The sequence below is a fragment of the Meishania litoralis genome, from assembly GCF_042611095.1.
GTDB lineage: Bacteria > Bacteroidota > Bacteroidia > Flavobacteriales > Flavobacteriaceae > Meishania > Meishania litoralis.
The window spans coordinates 77,799-98,058 of record NZ_JBHFPV010000002.1 but is presented as its reverse complement, the minus strand read 5'-3'; the positions used below and the strand labels follow the sequence as shown (position 1 = coordinate 98,058).

Genomic DNA, 20,260 nt, shown 5'->3' with positions numbered 1-20,260 from the left:
AAAAAAACATGAAAAAGTTATTGTATATAATTTCATTAGCATTAGCTCTAGGAGCTTGTACTGATAATTTCGAGGAGACGAATACGAATCCCTACGAAATTACCGGAGAATCTTTAAAGCAAGATTTCAACGACGTTGGAGCATTCTTTCCAAATATGTTGAAAAACCTTTACGGTATTCAGATTGACCATAATTTGACCAACGACTCTTTCGCAAGACATTTGGCCACTCCTACTCCGTTTGTTGGAGGAGTGAACAATACCACCTATTACTTGCGTTGGAATCGATATTGGACAGTTCAATACGACAATGTTATTAAGCCTGCAAATCAAGCCATTGATATTGCTACTGCAAATGATAATCAAATATTTATTGAGTGGGCCAATCTGATCAAGATACTTTCAATACAGCGATTGACAGTGTATTATGGTCCTGTAATTTATACAGAATTTGGTTTAGGAAAAACGGGGGAATATGATAGTGAACCAGTTTTATACAATGCACTCTTCGCTGACCTTGACCGTATCATCGGAGTTTTTATGGCAAATGCGGATAAACCGGATATTACGGCATTTGATGCCAGCTATGGTGGCGATTTGGCTCAATGGGCAAAACTCGCAAACTCTATTAGGCTTCGTTTGGCGATACGTATTGCGAAGGTAGACCCTGCCTTGGCAAAGGCACAAGGTGAAAAAGCAATTGCAGACCCAGCAGGTTTGATTACTACCAATGGCGATAATTTTTACATTAATGGCTATGGTCAAAAATATCATCCTGCTGTAATATGCTTTGAATGGAACGATACCCGCATGAGTGCTTCTATGGAGTCAATATTAGGCGGATACGAAGATCCAAGGGTAAGTGCATTTTTCGAACCTGTTTCAGACATGTCACTGGTTTCCGATCATCCAGATTTTCCCTATAAGGGAATTCGAAACGGCGCCAATCTAGGAGCAAAGGATGCACGCATACCCTTTTCTACGATTAATCTAGATTTTAATGACCCCGCTAAAGTGACTCAGCGTAAGTTTTTTAGTGCCGATGAAACACACTTCTTGTTAGCCGAAGCTGCTTTACGCGGTTGGGCAGGGGCCGGTGATGCAGGTATGCTTTATGAAGCTGGAGTTCGTACATCGTTTGAACTATGGGGAATTGGCGGAGTGGATGATTATTTGGCAAACGATACGGGTATACCGCTTGACTATGATGATCCGGCAGCGAGTGGTGACGTAAACGATTTTGTCAACAGAATTACCACTACAGTAGCTTGGGACGAAGCTGCCGATAATGAAACCAAATTGGAGAAAATCATTACTCAAAAATGGATTGCCGCTTATACGGATTCTATGGAACCTTGGGTAGATCACAGACGCACAGGATATCCCAAACTTCCTTATAACTATCAAAACGATAGTAATTCAGATTGGGGTATCATTCCTGCCGATGATTTTTTAAGACGTATGACCTTTATTAATGGACAACGTGAAAATAGTCCTGAGGCTGTTGCAGATGCCACTACTAAATTGGGCGGTCCCGATGAAATAGGCACTCGCCTTTGGTGGGATACCGGTGGTCCTAACTTTTAATTCATCCTTGTTGTAAAAAAACCTGTGGAAGATTCCACAGGTTTTTTTCATTCATTCACGTTCGGCTGAAATCATTTTTCTTAATTTGAGCTATTTTTCGCCTAACCCTATTTACAATGAGCAAATTCAAAACAATTATTGCACTTGCTGCTTTCGCCTTGTGGGCGTTATCATGTAACAATATTGACGACACCAAGATGTTTTCCCTAATGCCGAGTTCCAAAACAGGAGTTAAGTTTAAAAACCTTGTTGTAGAAACCGAGGAATTCAACGTACTAACCTACGGTCAAATCTATAATGGCGGAGGTATTTCGGTCGGAGATATCAATAATGACGGCCTTGTTGATCTTTATTTTACAGGCAATATGGTCGGAAGCCGACTTTATTTGAACAAAGGAGATTTTGAATTTGAAGAAATAGCCGAAAAGGCAGGTGTATTTGCTTCCGGACTATGGAATACCGGAACGACCATGGCCGATGTCAACGGAGATGGTTATTTGGATATCTATGTATGTCGATCGGCCGCCAAAGATGATTTCAAAAGGCGCAATGTTCTTTTTATCAACAATGGTGACCTCTCGTTTACCGAAAGGGCTGCAGAATACGGTCTAGACGATGCAGGGTACTCATCCCAAGGGGCTTTTTTTGATTACGATAAGGACGGTGACCTGGATTTCTATCTAGTAAATCATTCTACACAACAATATTCAGGGTTCAGACTGGCAACTGGGGCCAGTGAAAATCTCAAACAAAAACGAGACCCTAATTTCGCCGACAAATTGTACAAGAACGAGAATGGTAAGTTTATTAATGTAAGTGATGAGGTAGGGCTTGTTTCGAATGTTCTAGGTTTTGGACTTGGTGTTGCTATTTCCGACATTAATAACGACGGCTGGCCCGACATTTATGTATCGAACGATTTTCATGAGCAGGACTATTTGTATATAAACAATCAAAATGGCACGTTTACTGAAAGTCTTGAGAAATTCATTGGGCATGTTTCCCATTTTTCGATGGGGTCAGATATTGCCGACATCAATAATGACGGGTATCCTGAGATAATGACATTGGATATGCTCCCTGAAGACAATTACCGCCTTAAAATGGTCTCAGGCCCCGATAACTATGACAAAAACAGTCTTCTTGAAGAAAATGGATTTTATCATCAGATTATGCGTAATATGATGCATCTGAACAATAATGGCCAGTATTTTTCTGAAATCGGCCAGTTTTCGGGCATTTCAAATACGGATTGGAGTTGGGCATCACTTTTTACCGATTTTGATAATGATGGATTTAAGGACCTATTTATTACCAACGGTTTCAAGAAAGATTATACCAACATGGACTTCATGAACTTCGCAGTTCAGGAAAAACTCAACGAAAACAATACCGGTGTAGAGGTGGCCATTGACAGGCTACTGGAAAATATGCCGTCCACCATTGAAGAAAACTACACGTATCGCAATAATGGCGACCTCACCTTCACGAAGGTCAATGAAGCATGGGGCTTGAATCAAGAATCGCTTTCCAACGGTGCGGCCTATGCCGATCTCGATAATGATGGCGATATGGATCTTGTCGTTAACAATACCGATCAGGTTGCTTTTATATATCGCAATAATAGTGACAAGTTAACTCCCAACAACTATGTAAAGTTCGGTTTCGAGGGTCAGGGAAAGAATACCTTTGGTGTTGGCACCAAGGTCATTCTAAAATTGGGCGATACCCTTTTGAGCCAAGAATTAATGCCCACCAGAGGGTTTCAGTCCTCGGTCGATCATAATATGGTTTTTGGCCTTGGGGAAGCAACCAATGTTGATGAAGTCAATGTAATATGGCCCGATGGAAAAATTCAGGTTCTTAAGAATTTGGAGCCGAATCGAACGGTTATATTAAAACAGGCCGATGCGGTTAAAAAAGAATCAACCATAAAATCTAACAAAGAGACATATTTTGCCGATATATCTGTCGATAGCCTAATCGATTTCAAGCATGATGAAAATAACTATAATGATTTCAAAAGAGAACAACTGCTACCTCATAAATTATCGACACAAGGACCTAAAATTGCAAAGGGCGATATCAATAAAGATGGTCTTGAAGACCTTTTTGTAGGAGGTGCAAAAGGTCAGTCCGCTAAAATTTTTATCCAAGATAGGGTCGGCAAGTTCATTGAAAATACCCCGAAAATCTTTCAAGAAGATCAAGTTTCCGAAGATATCGGAGCGTTGTTTTTCGATGCCGACAATGACGATGATTTAGATCTATATGTGGTCAGCGGCGGCAACGATTTTACAGTGGATTCGGCCGAATTGCAAGATCGACTCTATATTAACGACGGTCGCGGTAATTTCAGCAAAAGTATGGCTTCCCTCCCATCGATGTTGACGAGCGGTTCGTGCGTGTCCGTCGGAGATATGGATGCCGATGGTGACCTAGACCTGTTTGTCGGCGGAAGGTTGGTGCCCGGAAAATACCCTACCGAACCGCGAAGTTATATCCTCCAAAATGATGGTAAAGGAAATTTTACCGACATCACGGCCGCAACCAACACCGATTTGGTAAATCCGGGTATGGTGACCGATGCGCTATGGACGGATTTTAATGGCGATGGCAACAATGATCTTATAATAGTCGGTGAATTTATGGCCGTAAGACTTTTTGAAAACAATAAAGGTGTACTTAACGAACTGGCCGATTCTTCAGGGCTTTCGAATTCATCAGGTTGGTGGAATACGATTTCATCGGGAGATTTCGACAATGATGGCGATATTGATTACATACTTGGTAATTTCGGTCATAATTCGCAATTGAAGGCCTCTGAAAAAGAGCCTGTAGAGCTTTATGTAAAAGATTTCGATAACAATGGCGCTTTGGATCCTATTCTCTGCTCGTACGTCATGGGCGAGAGTTATCCCGTATTTTCAAAAGATGACCTTATAGGGCAACTCAGTGGACTTAAGGGGAAATATGTAAATTATTCCGATTATGCCAATGCCAAAATAACCGATGTTTTTTCAAATGAAGAACTCAGAGGGGCCAGGGTATATAAGGTTACGAATTTTTCCACTTCCTATGTTGAAAACTTGGGCAAATCACAATTCAAGATCAGCCCTTTGCCAAGCCAAGCACAATTCGCGCCGGTCTATGGAATTCTTTCGGAAGATTTTAACGGGGATGGGAATTTGGACATCCTTCTGGCCGGCAATTTCTTTGGTACCAGAGTCAAATATGGGCGTTACGATGCCAATAAGGGCGTTCTAATGTTGGGTGATGGAACCGGTAATTTTACTACTGTAAATTCCATGGAAAGCGGATTGAACATCGATGGAGAAGTGCGGGATATTGAAATCATCAAATCGGGCAATGAAAAGATCGTATTATTTGCACGGAACAACGAAACCATCAAGACCTATCGTTTCACGACAAAATCGGAATAAAAATGTGCTATAAATTGGGTTTACTCCACATTACCTTGCTATTTGCTTTTTTTTATGTAAATGGTCAATCCGTTTCAATAAAAGAAGAAACCATGGCCTTGGACACCTATGGTTTTAGCAAACCGAATCCCGTGCCCATATTGACCGAAAACCCTAAAATAACCCCTTACTACAAATTTGAAGCATACGAGCACAAAAGTTCCAAGAAGAATTGGAAAGTGGTCACTTTAGAGAATGAATACATCAAAGTCTTTGTGCTGCCGGAAATCGGTGGCAAAGTATGGGGGGCTATAGAGAAAAGTACCGGTGAAGAGTTTCTTTACAAGAACGAAGTTGTTAAGTTTCGGAACATTGCGATGCGGGGACCTTGGACCTCGGGAGGAATCGAGTTTAATTTTGGTATCATAGGGCATCATCCTTCGACCGCAACCCCCGTTGATTACCTTACCCGAACGAACAGCGATGGAAGCGTGAGTTGTATCGTCGGTAATGTCGACCTGCCTTCGAACACAAGATGGACCGTTGAAATACGTCTTGAAAAGGAAAAAGCCTATTTCGAGACCAACGCATCATGGTACAATGCTTCTCCCCTCTCCCAATCCTATTATAATTGGATGACCGCGGCCGCTGTGGCCACCTATGACCTTCAATTCTTTATTCCGGGAGACAAATATGTGGAGCATGGAGGAAATGCCCACCCATGGCCCATAGATAACAAAGGCCGTAATTTATCCTTCTATAAGAACAATACTTTCGGCCCTTCGAAATCGTATCATATCGTGGGCGAATACAATGATTTTTTTGGTGGATATTATCATGATAAGAAGTTCGGTTTTGGCACCTGGGCGCCTTATGAGGAGATGCCCGGACAAAAATTATGGTTATGGAACCTCTCTCGGGCGGGAGGCATATGGGAAGATCTTTTGACGGATTCAGATGGCCAATATATCGAATTTCAAGCCGGAAGGCTTTTTGACCAATATTCCCCGGGTGGTGATACCAATCCGATAAGCCAAGTAGGATTTGACCCGTATGTTATGGATACATGGTCTGAGATTTGGTTTCCCTACAAGGAAATCGGCGGAATGAAGGATGCTTCCAAAGAAGGAGTGCTAAACGTAACATACGAAAATGGTCAAACCTTTATCGGTATCAATGCACTTCAAAAATTGAACAATGATATTTTGGTCATTGTAAACGATGAGATCGTTTTGGAAAAAAAGTTGGATCTGAAACCGATGGGTGTTTTTTTAACAAGATTATCTACTTCCCCTGACGACAAAATCGAGGTTCGGGTAAAAGGTACCGACCTTGGCTATACAAACGATGGTAATGAAAATCGATTGAAAAGGCCTTTTTATCCTGACGAAGACTTGAAAACATCTGAATCGGAAAAATTATTACAAGAAGGTTTGGAGGCCATAGAGTTTCGAGAGTTTTCTTTGGCCCGCGAAAAACTGTCCGAACTTATCGCCCTGGATCCATCACATCGTAAAGGTCTGGTCGGATTGGCCGAACTTGAATATCGAAGGGCCGCCTATGAAGTTGCCTTGGAATTTTCCAACGCGGTGCTTAAAATGGATACCTATGACCCATCGGCCAACTATATGGCCGGCATGATCTATAGGGCAATGGGCGACCATTTGAACGCATTGGAATCGTTAGGTTGGGCAGCTAGGGATATGAAATATAGATCCGTTTCGTTTGCTCAAATGGCGGAGATCCATTTTGCCGACAAAAATTATGAACGTGCAACAATCTATGCCAAAAAGGCTCTTGTCCATAACACCTATAATGTTAATGCGAGGGAAATCTTAATGCAAGTGTCTAAAATCAAGAACGATGAAGATACCTTTAATTACCAAAGCAATGAAATTCTCAAAATAGACCCCCTTAATTATTTTGCCCGATTGCAGCGGTCACGAACCAATGGCGGGAACGATGAAATGACAAGCACGGATCTAGAAACCATTCAAAATGAATTCAAGCATGAAACCCTATTAGGTCTAGCAGTGCGCTACCATCAACTGGGCCTTGATTCCATGGCGCTATCCGTACTGGCACCAACGAAAAATGTCATAAACCTAATTTGGGCCGCTTATCTACAAAAAGATCCCGATACGAACGAAAGCACACGGCTGCTAAACGACGCCATTGAGAAGGATATCAATCTAACTTTCCCTTATCGCAGGGAAACGCTTCCCGTTTTGGAATGGGCAGTTGGTCAAAACAATAGTTGGAAGCTAAAGTATTATTTGGCACACAATTATTTAGCCGTAGGGCAAGACATGAAAGGCAAGAACCTTTTAAAAGGGCTTGAAAATGTCCCTGATTCCGATATATTCTATCGATTTAGGGCAGCTCTTATGAAAGAGGCAGGTTTTGATGTGCGCGCAAAAGATTATGAAAAGGCGTTAAAGTTGAAGCCCTCGGACTGCAAAGTATGGGAAGCGAACATCCTGTTCCTCTTACAAAACGAAAAATATGACGCGGCGTACAATTTGTCAAAAAAGGCATTCAAAAAATTCAGGGGGAATTATAATGTCGAACTGGCCCATGCAAAAACAGCATTGAACACCGGACATTTTTCAGAGGTGCTAAAGATTATGGAAACCATACAGGTATTGCCCTATGAGCATGCAAGTGAAAGTCGAATAATATATGAGCGAGCCCACTTGGGAGTTGCCCGAACATTGTTGGCCAAAAAGAAATATAAAAACGCAATAACCGTGTTGAAAAAATCAAAGGAATGGCCTGAAAATATAGGGGTAGGAAAGCCCTATGAACCTGACGAAAGAATACAAGATTATCTTTTGGCCGTAAGTTATGAAGCCACCGGGGAAACCGATAAAAGTAAAGAATTGCTCCAAAGCGTAGTCGATTACACCAATGATCACCTCGAAGCCCCCGATATTCATCATTTATTTGGATTGCTGGCCCTACGTAAATTGAACAGGCAAGATAAGCTCGCCACCATGATTTCTGAATTAAAAAGTGAAACCCAAAAAAATCGGTTGGCGCTTGCCCTTTTCCAAAATGATAGTGATGCAATAAAAACACACAAAGTAAAAACCAGTATTCACGAAGATATTTGGAAAGTGCTCTTGACTGCCCTACAATATCAATAACAAAAAAGCCCTGATGTGTATCAGGGCTTTTTCAATATTACTTCGTTTGATGAAGAAAGATTACATACCTCCCCATTCTTTCAAAGAATCGGTATTCATTTTTACATAATCATCATTGCCTGCCTCGGTTGCGGCGGCCAGCGATTTTTTAGCGGTTTCGATGGCAGCTTTTTTATCTCCAGCTTTGGCATAAATCAAAGATTGTTGGCGTAATTGCCAGAATGCCGGTTTCTCGGTCATCGACATCGCCTTATCCATCCAAGTCCTAGCTTTGTTGATATCCTTTCCTGAATTAAGGTAATAGACCGCGGCGGCATAGTAATCTCCGGCACCGGGCCCGTTCAATACTCTGTCAATGCTTTCAGAAACCACGGCATCAGTTGGTACTTCGAATTTAATTGGCACGTATACATTTGACCACAAAAGACCCAATACCCCACTGTTATCGGTGAGATCATCGATAGTGATGGTGAAGGTTTCGACCGCCATTTCCACTGGAAACTTGGTGATCGGTGACGAAGTCATCAAAGCTACCTTGCTATCGTCCCAGTTTTGAGGGGTGCCTCCACCGCTTGTCTCGGTATAGAAGATAATTTCCCAAGAAGATTCCCCAGGCTTTGTAAATAAAGCATAACTGCCAGCTTTAAGTTCTTTACCGGCAATTGTTACATCTTGGCTAAAAGTGATTTTTGTACGTGCATTCGCACCGGTTCTCCAAATTTTGCCATAGGGTACCAAGTCACCAAAGATTGTCCTTCCCTTCATTGATGGTCTAGAATATTCAACGGTAACATCGGTCAACCCGACGGTTTGAACCAACGTGGATCCTGGACTCGCCGCTGGTGTATTTATCTGTGCTTCAACCGTATACGAAGCAAGTGCTAAACATAAAAGTAGTACTAATTTTTTCATTTTTTTATAGTTTTCATTTTTTTCAAAACTAGGTATAATTCGAAACCTTAAATGTTAATTAAAACTTAAATAAGAATACTGACGGCACTAACGGACAAAAGGTCGGGAAAGAGTGGTCCCTTCTAAATAAAAAGTCAAATAATAAATCGATGAGGACATCGTCAGAAGATCGATGACCGATGTAAGGTCAACTTGCTTTTCTTGTCGTATTATGCTACCTGTCGCATCGAATATCGCCATCGACAAGACCCGTTTGTTTGTATTTAATTGGTAATTAAGGGTGGTCGATCCTACTTCTCTGTACAAAATCAATTGGTCAGTTTCATTTTCGGTAGGTTGACCGGGGGTTTCGGGTTCTTCGGCGACGACCGTATCATCTATCTTTAATGAAAAGAGACGTGCTTCAGACGTAATGCTCGGAGTTTCATTTGAAAAGTATTCGCAAGAGAGCAAAAATCGATGCGGTTCGATTTGTACGATTCCTTCAGTTTGGGCGAACCCTATATCAAGGGTTGTTTTTTCAATCTTTCCCTCAAAAATTCCTGTTGAAGAAAGATCTTCTACCAACATTACAAAAGGTGACAGTGTCTGCGAATAACCGACAATCGATAATACGTTTGTCTCTTGGTCATAATCTGCTCCGGTGACAAGACCGATATTCCCATAACCATCCAACTTATTGGCAACATACGTTCCCGGGGTCTTTGGAAAAGAATAGGCTACCGTTCCGTTATTTTTCCATTGTTTGGTCAAAACTATCAATTCGTCCCCAAGAACAAAAAGTGCCTCGGCATCCCAATCACTATTTGCTTCGGCCACAAAATCAACCTGATCTTCATAACTAAAATTGATCTGTTCCGCCGTCACCGTTTCCATAGCAATATAATCTTGCTTGGAGATACGATATACTCTTAAATCTTGCCGATTTCCATTATTATTGCCAAAATCACCTATATAAATGAATTCCTCGTCATGGGCAATATCTTCCCAATCAACATTTTCAGCATTGGAAACAGCGACGGTGCGTGTAATCTGCACAGTGGTCGTATCGATTTCAAAGAGTAGGGCATTATTGCCAGAGTCGTTGTGCGTAATTGCCTTGCCATCGATAAATATCAATCCCGAAGTTTCAAAGGTTTCCTGCGGCATTTGACCAAGTTCACTAATTTCGTACTGGGCATTGCCCAATGCCGCACACATCAAGAAGCAAAAAATGAAACTCAGTCTTTGGGACATATGGAAAAATTAAATTTCAATTTACAAAAAGTAAGGACACTACACTATTCTTATATATTTGTTATCTGATTTTCAAAAGGTTAGGCTTCCTAGAAAAAAGCTATTGTTCTTCTGGGCAATCATGAACATGGTATGCCTTATTACCTGTATTTTTATCAAATAATTCATAATGATGCCTAATAAAATTTCCGTTTTTTGGTTTCGTAGGGACCTTCGCCTAAACGATAACGTTGGTTTTCAAAATGCATTGTTGGGTGACCATCCGGTAATGCCGATTTTTATTTTTGATTCGACAATATTGGAAAGATTGCCAAGAAATGATGCCCGCGTTTCATTTATATACCAAACGTTACAAAACCTTCGCAAGAAACTTCAAGAAGATTATAATAGTTCAATAGCATTTTATTACGGAAAACCTAGTGATGTATTTGGTAAAATTGCCACGAACCATGGTATTCAGGCTGTTTACACAAATCGCGATTATGAACCTTATGCCCGAAAGCGGGACAGGGAAATAGAACTGTTGCTGGCCGACAAGGGCGTCGAATTTAGAACCTTCAAGGATCAAGTCGTCTTTGAAAAAGACGAAATCGTCAAGGACGATGGCGACCCATATGTCGTATATACACCTTATAAGAATAAATGGAAGGAAAAATTCAATGCCGAAAAGGACTTAAAAACTTACAATACCGAACCGCATTTTGACAACTTGATCAGGCAAACGAGGCTACCGGACCTGACACTTGGGGAAATTGGCTTCGAAAACTCGCCAATCAAAGTCCCTCATTATGTAGTTTCATCTGAACTTATTGCTGGTTATGAAGACACCCGAAATTTTCCGGCCATTGAAAAAGGAACTTCACGGCTTGGGCCACATCTACGTTTTGGTACAGTTTCCGTTCGAGAAATAATAAAAAAAGTAACCGCTGATCCTAATGAAACTTTTTGGAACGAATTGATTTGGCGCGAGTTTTTTATGCAGATTCTTTGGCATTACCCAAGTACGGAAACAAAGTCGTTCAAACCAAAATACGATAGAATAGCTTGGCGAAACAACGAGGAAGAATTCAGGAAATGGTGCGAGGGCCAAACCGGATTTGCCCTTGTCGATGCCGGCATGCGAGAACTCAATGAAACGGGATACATGCACAATCGAGTGCGCATGCTGGTGGCAAGCTTTTTATGCAAGCACCTCTTGATAGACTGGCGTTGGGGCGAGGCCTATTTTGCCGAAAAACTTTTGGACTACGATATGAGTGCCAATGTCGGCAATTGGCAATGGGCGGCCGGTAGTGGTGTCGATGCAGCCCCGTATTTTAGAATATTCAATCCGATGACCCAGGTAGATAAATTCGATAAACAAAAGGAGTATATCAAAAGGTGGGTACCCGAACTTCAAGAGTTGACATACCCTGAAAAGATGGTAGACCACAAATTGGCCCGTGAACGTTGCCTGAAAACATATAAAGAGGCACTTAACTAAAATAGCAAGCGCCCCTTATTGTTGATTTTGAAATTTATCACTTCGATAATTGCTCCTCTACCCTGCGCTCGTCATACATTCTATTCCTCAAAATATTAATATAGCGAAGAGCCTCTCTTATGTCATAATCGGCATACGACTTGGAAGCCCACTCCATGGCTGCATCTAAATCACCATTGATTTCGTTTATGATCGCCATATTGTAACATGCCCTTCCGGCAATCTTTCCTTTGGGGTTGTTAACCTCTTGTTCCCAAAGTTGGGCAGCACCCTGCCAATCACCCGTTTGGGCCCTTCTTTTGGCTACGGCGAAATTATCAGTTCCTGAAACGAAATAATCCCTTGAAACCCTCCGACTTTTGGGCCTTGTGTCCAAGCCGTATAGATTGCCTATATAAGTACTGCTCTCAAGTACTGCTTCCTTTCTACCAATAACGGCTTCCACGGCCTTAACGGGGTTGAGTCCTTGACCCGATGAAGTCACATAATTATTAGAGACGATTTCGTCCAAAATACTTTTGGTAGCAGGGTAATAGGCCCTCCAACCGTTCTTGATCACGGTATTCAAAGTTACCCTTGTATGCGGCACCTTGGCCTTTATCCCAAAATTATTGGGTACCTCGACCATTATGGCGTCTACATCTGCCCTTGTATCGGTGTCGTAAAATTCGAGCGAGATCAGAAGGTCTACGTCGTTTTCTTTACAAATGCGGTCGACCTGTTCCCAGGTCAAGGCCGCCGGGAATACCCCTAATCCCTTCCGCGATACATCGGCAGCTTCGATAATGTCCACGCGCTCGTAGCGCTCAAAACGCGTAAGTTCGTCTTGAACACCTGTAATGACCGCCTCGGCACCTTCCTTATCCAGTTTAAGGCCCTCCAAGGACAAAATCTTATCGATTTTATCCAATGAGCTATTTTCTTCGGAAGGGATACTCCTGTTTACAATCCCTATTTTCATAACCTCGGATGGAATAGTGATACGCGCCGGTTCGGTGGCTCCCATGGTCAACCTATTGGTCGAGCTGCACGCCATAAAAATCATACCTGTGAATAACATTGCCAGTAATCGATATGTTCTTTTCATCTGAGTAGATTTAGTTCGGTTGTGCCGGATACAGCTTTGATATGACCAACATCGTTCTTTTGGAACATACCGGTAGGCCACAAAAATTTATGCGAATTGCATACGACAAAAGCGAAGATTTGGTTTTATTTGATTTTGCTATATAACTATTTGATAATTAACCCTTAAAAAGGATTATTATTGCATTTTTCAGTACAAACTCGACCAAATGCACGATAACCTTCAAAATTGCATCGGCCATAACATAAGAACAGAAAACATTATATTTACACGACACCCTTGAAGTATGAACAAAAGAGTTCAAAACGCGTAAGGGGTCACAATAGAACAAAACAGCTAATTCAAGATCCAGCATGAAAAAAACAATCTTTTTAGGTGCATTAACCCTTTTTTGTATTTCGGCATCGGCCCAAAAACTGACAAACAACAAAAAAGCCATTATTGCATCAGTAGAAAAACATAGTGCCGAGTTGATAAAGATCAGTGACTCGATCTGGGCCCTGGCCGAAACCGCTTTTGATGAACACCGGTCAGCCGAGATCTTGGCGAATTATGCCGAAAAGAACGGGTTCAAGGTAACACGCGGTGTTGCCGAAATTCCGACAGCTTTTACGGCAACCTACGGTTCAGGAAAACCCGTTATCAGTGTTTTGGGCGAGTTCGACGCCCTACCGGGATTATCACAGAAAACGGTTCCCACTAAAGAACCTTTGAATGAGGGGGCCGCCGGTCATGGCTGTGGCCATAATATGTTCGGTACGGCAAGCTTGGGTGCGGCAATTGCCATCAAAGAATTGATGGACGAAGGAAAGATAAAAGGTACCGTCAAATTTTTGGGTACGCCCGCCGAAGAGAAATTCTTTGCAAAAGTTTGGATGGTAAAAGCGGGACTTTGGAACGATGTCGATGTCAATTTAAGCTGGCATCCGGGATCGACCATTGAGGCCGATCAACAGTCGGGTCTATCGTTGATCGATTTTATCGTGGAATTTCATGGCCAGGCGGCGCATGCCTCCATGGATCCTTGGAACGGTCGCAGCGCTTCCGATGCCTTGGAACTCTATACCACGGGAATCAACTACTATCGCGAACATATTTTGCCCACTTCTCGTATCCATTATCATATTCAAGACGGTGGTCAAGTCGTTAACGTTGTGCCCGACTATGCCCGATTATGGGTTAGGGTACGCGATCCGAAACGAGCCAAAATGCTACCCACCTATGAACGGGTAAAAGCCATGGCCGAAGGTGCGGCGATTATGGCCAACGTTGATTACAAAGTCAGTTTGGTATCCGGCATTTATGAGACTTTGGTCAATCGAGAAGGTGGATTGATTATGCAGAAAAACCTAGAATTGCTTGGTCCTATAACCTATACCGAAGAAGAGACCGCCTTTGGAAAAGCCATCCAAAAAGCGACCGGAAAGCCTGAAGTCGGCATGTCCGGTAGCGTGCAGCCTTTCAAGGAAACCGACCCCAATGCTGGCGGCGGGTCTACCGATGTCGGCGACGTAAGTTGGAACGTACCCAATATCAATCTCGGTGTTTCAGTTGCGCCTTATGACACGCCATGGCATTCTTGGGCGGTAGTCGCCTGCGGCGGAATGTCGATCGGCCACAAGGGAATGCTGTATGCGGCAAAGGCACTCGGACTTACGGCCGTCGATCTGTTCGAAGACGAAAAATTGAGGGTCAAGGTAATCGAAGAATTCAAACAACGAAAGGGTGACGAAGTTTACGAGCCTATGATCGATGGGCCACCACCCATAGGAAAAAACTAATAAAACAGGTCAAGATGGAAAGGGAAATCATCAAAAAATATAAAAAAGACGACCTAACAATCGTCTGGAAGCCTAAACTATGTATTCATTCCGCGATTTGTGTCAAGGAACTCCCGAATGTCTATGACCCAAAGGCAAAACCGTGGATTACCCCTGAAGATGCTTCCATCGAGGAATTAAAAGCCCAGATATCCAAATGCCCGTCCGGGGCATTAAGCTACCAGCAAGGGAACACTACTGAACAAAAAGAAACAACAATGAAAACAAAAATTGAAATGCGGAAAAACGGACCATTATTGGTCCATGGTAACCTTGAGGTTATCGATGCAAAAGGCAACAAAGAAGAAAAGGAGCGCATAACCGCTTTTTGTCGCTGTGGGGCCTCCAAGAACAAACCGTATTGTGATGGCAACCATAATGCCATAGCATTTCAGGGATAGTTTCGAATGCAGGTCAAAATGTAAAAATGAATCAACCCGATAAGTTGAAGGAACATAACAAGGTTCGTGCTAAAACGAAGCACGATATGAATCTTTGCTTTGCAAATAACAGCGAAGTGCGTGAAGAATACCGTGAAAAACTTCCGAAAAATTCGAAATGACCAAGATATTGTCGGCAACAGTTTTTAGGTGGTTATTTTTTGCTATCGTCATCTTGGATATCCTGATAGTAAATATGGGCGATTCTGAATATCGGCTTGTCACCAAACCGTTGATACTGATTTCGTTGTTGGCCTATTTTTCCATAAATGGCAAGCATCTCTCAAAAAGCACTTACTATTTAACGCTGGCTGCTTTGTCGCTATCGTTGATGGGCGATATTTCCTTGCTCTTTGATAACCGATCAAATCAGTTTTTCATACTTGGGTTAGTATCTTTTCTATTGGCACATCTTACCTATGGGGCCGTTTTTCTAAAAAGAAGAAACAAAAAGTTTCCCATTTATTTATACGGAGTCTTGTTGATCCTTATTGCTATTGGCATGGCACTGTTCTTTTATTTGAAGAACGATTTAGGTGCGTTGACCTATCCGGTTGTCATTTATATTCTCGGCATTCTTTTCATGGCATGTACCGCCTTGATGCGCATCGGCAAAGTACCGTCTTCAAGTTTTTTATGGGTTTTCATTGGTGCGCTTTTCTTTGTCGCTTCCGATAGCGTTCTCGCCATAAACATGTTCAAGTTTGACGTGCCATGGGCGAATGTTTTGGTCATGGGCACCTATGCCACGGCCCAGTATCTCATTACAGAGGGGGTTCTTCGTCAAAACAAGTGGGTCAGATAAACTGAACCATATAAATTACGAACCAAGAATTTAAATTTAAAACTATATGCTTACGGATATCAACCCTAAATTACCAATGCGAGACAAAAGTATTACTAGAGCGTATTACACAAATCAATTAGGGTTTAAAGAATTTGGAAATGCCGACTTTGACGACTATTTAATGATGGAAAAAGACCAAATTCAAATTCATTTCTTTGAATTTAAAAAGCTTAAGCCTAAAGAAAATTATGGACAGGTTTATATTCGAACCGACAATATCGAAGAATTTTATAAAACCCTATTGGAAAAACGGACAGAAATTCATCCGAATGGAAAATTGGCAATCAAACCTTGGGGACAAAAGGAATTTTCGCTTCTTGACCCGGACAATAACCTATTGACATTCGGGCAGAATATTTAAAACTGTCGCATTAACTAACGTTCCATGAAAGTTTCAAAACACTAAAAAGTTAGTACCAACTACTTAAAGCCTAAAAATATGAGCACATCTATAAAATCCGTTTTCCCATTGGGCTTCCCTTGGCAGACTCAAGATCCTTTTTTGTTTTCGGTCTATCATTTGGACCATTATCCCGAAGGGAACGAACAAATGGGTCCGGTAGATTCGCTCGAGGGGCGCAATCTTGGTAATGATTTTATTATCAAAGATGGATGGCGTATGTACCATGGCACGACCATTCCGGGTTTCCCTTACCATCCGCATCGGGGCTTTGAAACGATTACCATCGTGAACAAGGGGTTTTGCGACCACTCCGATTCCCTTGGCGCGGCCGGAAGGTTCGGCCAGGGCGACGTACAATGGATGACCGCAGGCCGGGGGGTACAGCATTCCGAAATGTTTCCGCTGCTGAATCAAGATAAAGAGAATCCGTTGGAGCTTTTCCAAATCTGGTTGAATTTGCCATCTTCGGGAAAATTCGTCGACCCGCATTTTAAAATGCTCTGGCATGAAGACATTCCCATTGTGCAGGAAGAAAATGCAATAATCCAAGTCATAGCAGGTAATTACAGGGGTACCCAATCACTTGATCCCGCACCCGATTCATGGGCGTCAGATAAAGCGAACGAAGTTGCGATATGGAACATACATATAGAACCGAATAGCACTTACATACTGCCAGAGGCCAAATCATCGGTATCGCGTAACCTGTACTTTTACGAAGGTTCGGAAATCGAAATTTTCGGTAGCACAATTTCCCAAAACCACGGAATCGAACTTGATGCCTCAAAAGAACTTGAAATCAAAACCAGCGGAACATCCGCCCATTTTATACTACTTCAGGGCAAGCCTATCGGTGAACCGGTAGTTCAGCACGGGCCTTTTGTAATGAATACCCAAGAAGAGATTCGGGCAACGATGAAAGAATATGGCCTTACGCAATTCGGTGGTTGGCCTTGGCCCTACCCCGACAACGTACATGATAGGGAAAGGGGTCGGTTCGCACTTTATCCCGACGGCACTTTGATAGAAAAATAGGGGTTGCCCAAGTTGGTATAGCAATTATCGGCTACTTTTAAGAAGTATTTTGAAAAAGCTAAGTATTCTTTACAATGTATCTTTTTTCTTTCAAATATTAGGAAAAAAATAACATCAGATATAATCTTTGATATTTCAATTTAACTAGTTTTAGAATCCAAAACCTAACCAACAATGAACAAAAAAAGAATTCTTTTCATCAGTGTCCCCATTTTGCTATTGCTTTTCGGCTACTTTTTTTTCGGTTCTGATTCCGAAGAAGATGTTGCCATTACGGCTGAAGTCGTTAGGGGTGAATTCTTAAGCGAAGTAATAATTTCTGGAGAAGCACAATCAACGAGCCTTAAAAACATTGATGGCCCATCGAATCTTCGCAAATTCAGATTGAACAACATCAAGATACAAGACCTTATTCCTGAGGGCACAGTGGTTGCTGAGGGTGACTACGTTGGTAGACTCGACCCATCGCCTGTCAACGAACAAATTATCGATGCACGTCTAAGCTTAGAAAGTGCGGAGTCAAAATTTCTACAAGAGCAGTTAGATACTACATTGACATTAAAACAAGAAAGAACGGCGATAAAAGATATTCAATTCAATATTGAAGAAGATAAGCTTGAGTTGGAACAATCGATTTATGAGTCACCGGCGACCATAAAGCAACTGGAAATAAAAATTGAACGGGCCGAACGTGATTTAAAAGAAAAAAAAGAAGATTATGCCATCAAGAAAAGAAAGGCCATCGCCAAGATGGTCGAAGTCGGCACCGAAGTTTCAAAAAATCAAACGAAGCTAGACGACCTAATTGCCCTTCAAGCATCTTTCACAATTCATTCGAACTCAAGTGGCATGGTCACTTATGCCAAAAATTGGGATGGGAGTAAGAAGAAAGTCGGATCCGATATAAATGCTTGGGACCTAACCATAGCCACGCTCCCCGACTTGACTAAAATGGAGTCAAAAACATACTCCAATGAGGTCGATGTAAGAAAGATTAAAAAAGGACAGCCAGTTGCTGTTGGCTTTGACGCTTTTCCCGACATTACCGTTGAAGGCGTTGTAACAAGTGTTGCCAACGTAGGTGAAAACAAAAGGGGATCTGACATTAAGCTTTTTCAAGTATTGATAAAATTAAATGAATCCAATACCAATATTCGTCCAGGTATGACCACGTCGAATCGTATTCTGATCAAAAAAGAAGAAGATGTATTGATGATACCATTGGAAGCAGTATTTTCCAAAGATTCCATAAGTTACGTATATATCAATTCTGGGTTTTCTGTTGATAAAAAACAAATCGAACTTGGTGATTCGAATGAAGACGTGGTTATAGTAGAAAAAGGATTATCCGAAAAAGATGTGGTCTATTTGAGTAAGCCTGACGGGTTAGAAGACAAAGGTATTGCTCAGATAAGATAAGCTTACATGACCAATAAAATTTTCTTAGAGACATTAAAGTCGAATTTTTCCGAGGCCGTTCGTGTGATCATGGCGAATAAGGTGCGTACTTTTCTAACCGCCCTTGGAATAATCTTTGGTGTCGCCGCGGTAATTACTATGCTTGCCATTGGCAAAGGTGCCGAACAAGAGATTTTGGCGCAGTTAGAATTGGTGGGCGTTAACAACATTGTTGTGACACCGATACCGGATGAAGCCGATGAAAATGAATCCGATTCGGAAGAAGAAGATGGTGCGACGGAAACCATTCGATTTTCCAAAGGGCTAGACCTATTGGATGTAGAAAGTATACGAAAAAACATTTCAACGGTTAAAAAACTTAGCCCTGAAATTATCATGGAAACTTATATGATAAAAAAGGGAAGGCAAAGCCCGGTTAAAATAATCGGGGTTACCAATTCGTTTTTCGAAACTTCAAATGTTCACATTGGCCAAGGAGAAAACTTCACCGAAGTACAGGCAGTAAACGCTATGCCTGTATGCATAATTGGTGAAAAAGTCGCAAAGAAACTATTTACCGGAGAGAATGCGCTCGGCAAACAAATCAAGGTAAAGGATGTTTGGCTTAAAGTAATCGGAATAATCGAGGAGAAATTAATTTCGGAAACGGCTCAAGAAAATTTAGGTATTCGAGACCTGAACCAAGATGTCTATATACCTATAAAAACATTTTTGGTGCGGTATAAAGACCGGAAAGTAATAAGCGACCAACCTCTTGATCTTGGTGGCGGAATAATCATGATCAGCGGAAACGATAACGGTCCGAAAAAAAGAAAGCCCAGGGGCAATTATCACCAAATCGACAAGCTGACCATTCAAGTAAACAATTCAAACGAATTGAAAGCCACTGCCGAGGTAATCAGCAAGATGCTCAAAAGAAAACACAATGGCATGCTCGATTTTGAGATTACGATTCCTATCAATTTATTGAAGCAACAACAAAAGACAAAACAGATTTTCAATATTGTCTTAAGCATAATTGCGGGAATATCGCTATTGATTGGGGGCATAGGTATCATGAATATCATGTTGGCCTCAATTTTAGAGCGGACCAAAGAAATTGGCATTATGAAAGCAATCGGAGCCACAAAGCAAGATATCATCATGCAGTTTTTATCGGAATCCATCTTGATCAGTCTAAGTGGTGGAATCATTGGCTGTATTTTAGGGATAGTGGCATCGTACGTACTGGAGCTCGCTACCGATATCGAGACCATAGTCTCGATGGGCTCTATTCTGCTGTCATTTCTAGTGGCTACTTTTATAGGGTTGGCTTTCGGGGTTCTGCCCGCAAAATCTGCCGCCAACAAAAATCCGATAGAGGCGATTAGACATGAATAGGCCAAATATTCGAAGTCATGGTCAACATGTTATTTTACCAT

General features: G+C 41.8%; 14 protein-coding genes. 11 read left to right on the top strand and 3 right to left on the bottom strand.

Features of this window, described 5'->3' with window-relative positions:
- The first annotated feature begins 8 nt into the window (after positions 1 to 8).
- The 3 genes from ACEZ3G_RS09435 to ACEZ3G_RS09425 all read left to right on the top strand — a co-directional run bounded on the left by ACEZ3G_RS09435 (position 9) and on the right by ACEZ3G_RS09425 (position 8,157).
- Positions 9 to 1,586, top strand: a complete 1,578-nt coding sequence (locus tag ACEZ3G_RS09435; RefSeq protein ID WP_432425240.1) for a SusD/RagB family nutrient-binding outer membrane lipoprotein — start codon at positions 9 to 11, stop codon at positions 1,584 to 1,586.
- 116 nt (positions 1,587 to 1,702) lie between these two features.
- Entirely contained in the window at positions 1,703 to 5,029 is a 3,327-nt protein-coding gene (locus ACEZ3G_RS09430; RefSeq protein ID WP_432425239.1) for a VCBS repeat-containing protein, read from the top strand.
- A gap of 2 nt (positions 5,030 to 5,031) precedes the next feature.
- Positions 5,032 to 8,157 carry a DUF5107 domain-containing protein gene (locus tag ACEZ3G_RS09425; protein WP_432425238.1) on the top strand — a complete coding sequence of 1,042 codons (3,126 nt, stop codon included), beginning with the start codon at positions 5,032 to 5,034 and terminating at the stop codon, positions 8,155 to 8,157.
- A gap of 60 nt (positions 8,158 to 8,217) precedes the next feature.
- On the opposite strand, the gene ACEZ3G_RS09420 is transcribed toward ACEZ3G_RS09425, so the two are convergent.
- Both ACEZ3G_RS09420 and ACEZ3G_RS09415 read right to left on the bottom strand, forming a co-directional pair.
- Positions 8,218 to 9,069 (bottom strand): DUF2911 domain-containing protein, encoded by an 852-nt coding sequence (locus ACEZ3G_RS09420; protein ID WP_432425237.1) that lies wholly within the window; start codon positions 9,067 to 9,069, stop codon positions 8,218 to 8,220.
- An 87-nt stretch (positions 9,070 to 9,156) separates the two neighbouring features.
- Positions 9,157 to 10,305: a T9SS C-terminal target domain-containing protein gene (locus tag ACEZ3G_RS09415; RefSeq protein WP_432425236.1), complete on the bottom strand. Its 1,149-nt coding sequence runs from the start codon at positions 10,303 to 10,305 to the stop codon at positions 9,157 to 9,159.
- Between the two features lie 172 nt (positions 10,306 to 10,477).
- Between ACEZ3G_RS09415 and ACEZ3G_RS09410 the strand changes: the two genes are divergently transcribed.
- A complete protein-coding gene (locus tag ACEZ3G_RS09410; protein WP_432426054.1) occupies positions 10,478 to 11,788 on the top strand; it encodes a cryptochrome/photolyase family protein in 1,311 nt (436 codons plus the stop codon).
- 37 nt (positions 11,789 to 11,825) lie between these two features.
- Here the strand turns inward: ACEZ3G_RS09410 and ACEZ3G_RS09405 are convergent, their stop codons facing one another.
- Positions 11,826 to 12,875: a DUF6340 family protein gene (locus tag ACEZ3G_RS09405; RefSeq protein WP_432425235.1), complete on the bottom strand. Its 1,050-nt coding sequence runs from the start codon at positions 12,873 to 12,875 to the stop codon at positions 11,826 to 11,828.
- A 353-nt stretch (positions 12,876 to 13,228) separates the two neighbouring features.
- On the opposite strand from ACEZ3G_RS09405, the gene ACEZ3G_RS09400 reads away from it, so the two are divergent.
- The 7 genes from ACEZ3G_RS09400 (at position 13,229) to ACEZ3G_RS09370 (ending at position 20,219) form a co-directional block, all read left to right on the top strand.
- Positions 13,229 to 14,656 (top strand): amidohydrolase, encoded by a 1,428-nt coding sequence (locus ACEZ3G_RS09400; RefSeq protein WP_432425234.1) that lies wholly within the window; start codon positions 13,229 to 13,231, stop codon positions 14,654 to 14,656.
- A gap of 14 nt (positions 14,657 to 14,670) precedes the next feature.
- Positions 14,671 to 15,096: a (4Fe-4S)-binding protein gene (locus tag ACEZ3G_RS09395; RefSeq protein WP_432425233.1), complete on the top strand. Its 426-nt coding sequence runs from the start codon at positions 14,671 to 14,673 to the stop codon at positions 15,094 to 15,096.
- A 157-nt stretch (positions 15,097 to 15,253) separates the two neighbouring features.
- On the top strand, positions 15,254 to 15,940 hold the full coding sequence (locus ACEZ3G_RS09390) for a lysoplasmalogenase (RefSeq protein ID WP_432425232.1): 687 nt from the start codon (positions 15,254 to 15,256) through the stop codon (positions 15,938 to 15,940).
- A 46-nt stretch (positions 15,941 to 15,986) separates the two neighbouring features.
- A complete protein-coding gene (locus ACEZ3G_RS09385) occupies positions 15,987 to 16,343 on the top strand; it encodes a bleomycin resistance protein (protein WP_432425231.1) in 357 nt (118 codons plus the stop codon).
- 78 nt (positions 16,344 to 16,421) lie between these two features.
- On the top strand, positions 16,422 to 17,420 hold the full coding sequence (locus tag ACEZ3G_RS09380; protein ID WP_432425230.1) for a pirin family protein: 999 nt from the start codon (positions 16,422 to 16,424) through the stop codon (positions 17,418 to 17,420).
- A gap of 174 nt (positions 17,421 to 17,594) precedes the next feature.
- Complete coding sequence (locus tag ACEZ3G_RS09375; protein ID WP_432425229.1) at positions 17,595 to 18,839, top strand: efflux RND transporter periplasmic adaptor subunit; 1,245 nt, start codon at positions 17,595 to 17,597, stop codon at positions 18,837 to 18,839.
- A 6-nt stretch (positions 18,840 to 18,845) separates the two neighbouring features.
- Positions 18,846 to 20,219, top strand: coding sequence for an ABC transporter permease (locus ACEZ3G_RS09370; protein WP_432425228.1), 1,374 nt, complete (start codon positions 18,846 to 18,848; stop codon positions 20,217 to 20,219).
- Positions 20,220 to 20,260: the final 41 nt, after the last annotated feature.